Genomic DNA, 1,155 nt, shown 5'->3' on the forward strand with positions numbered 1-1,155 from the left:
AGTAGGATCAATATCGAGTTGAAGCTTCAGGTTCTTGTCGGCTGCCTTTAGCCGTAGCATGGCTTCGATTTGGCGTAGGAATGACCGGAGCTTAACAGGAGATGTATGCAGAGTGGTTTGTCCTGACTCAATTTTGGAGACTTCTAGGACATCGTTAATCAAAGAGAGTAGATGTTCACCACTGCTGTTGATGATCGAGACATATTTTTTGTGCTCGGGGGCGATCGCTTGATCGCGCTGCATGAGTTGGGTAAAGCCTAAAATAGCATTGAGCGGCGTGCGCAATTCATGGCTCATATTGGTCAGAAACTCGCCTTTGGCGGAGTTAGCGGAATCCGCTAGTTCTTTGGCCGCCTGCAATTCTCTAGCCTGATGCTGGGTATGGGCAAACAGTTCAGCTTGGCGCACTGCCACTCCCAGTTGGTTACTAATTTGTAAGACAATTTGCACCTCTGACTCTTGCCAGTTTCGGGGGCGATCGCTTTGGTAAATAGCCATCAAACCCCAGAGCTTTTGTCCACAGAGAATAGGGGCAATCACATAGGCCCTGGCCTGAAATTGTTCTAGAAAGTTGATATAACAGGGGCTTAGCTTTGCCTCATAGATATCTGTGACGCAGCAGTAAGCATCTTTTTGGCGATAGATACCCCCGGATCGGGTTTGGAGGTAGGTGTCGGTGTGGGCAAGGTGAATAGGGTTGAGTTGGTTAACGGTACAGCGATCCTCTTGGGCAACGATGTTAGAAAAAACTGGATCTTGGGCCCGGCTAGGGAGAATGGGGATGAGGCGATTGTCCACCGACTCTGCGACAATGCTGCCACTCCAGTCTGAATTGAAGCGATAAATCAAGACGCGATCGCAGGCAATTTCTTGCCGCAACTCATCGGTGGTTGTGTCAAAAATCTGGTTAATATCTAAACTTTTGCGCATCTGCACCGTCACCCGATTGACAGCCTGCTCCCGCCGCATCGCCAACTCCATCGCTGCTTCTGCCGCCGATCGCTCTGCCACCTCACCCTCTAGAGCCGCATTGGCCGATACTAATTCTGCAGTGCGTTGTTCAACCCGTTCCTCCAGATCTTCATAGGCTAAACGGAGCTGTTCTTCTGCCCACTTGCGCTGCAGTTCTGCTGCTGCCCGATCGGCAAAGATTTG

The 1,155-nt window shown here is 50.5% G+C and carries 1 protein-coding gene; it reads right to left on the reverse strand.

Annotation, left to right across the window (positions count from 1 at the left end; genetic code table 11):
• Positions 1-1,155, reverse strand: a 1,155-nt coding sequence (locus V6D20_24730) for a histidine kinase dimerization/phospho-acceptor domain-containing protein (protein ID HEY9818988.1), incomplete at both ends; no start/stop codon positions are given.

The organism is Candidatus Obscuribacterales bacterium (genome assembly GCA_036703605.1).
Classification (GTDB): domain Bacteria; phylum Cyanobacteriota; class Cyanobacteriia; order RECH01; family RECH01; genus RECH01.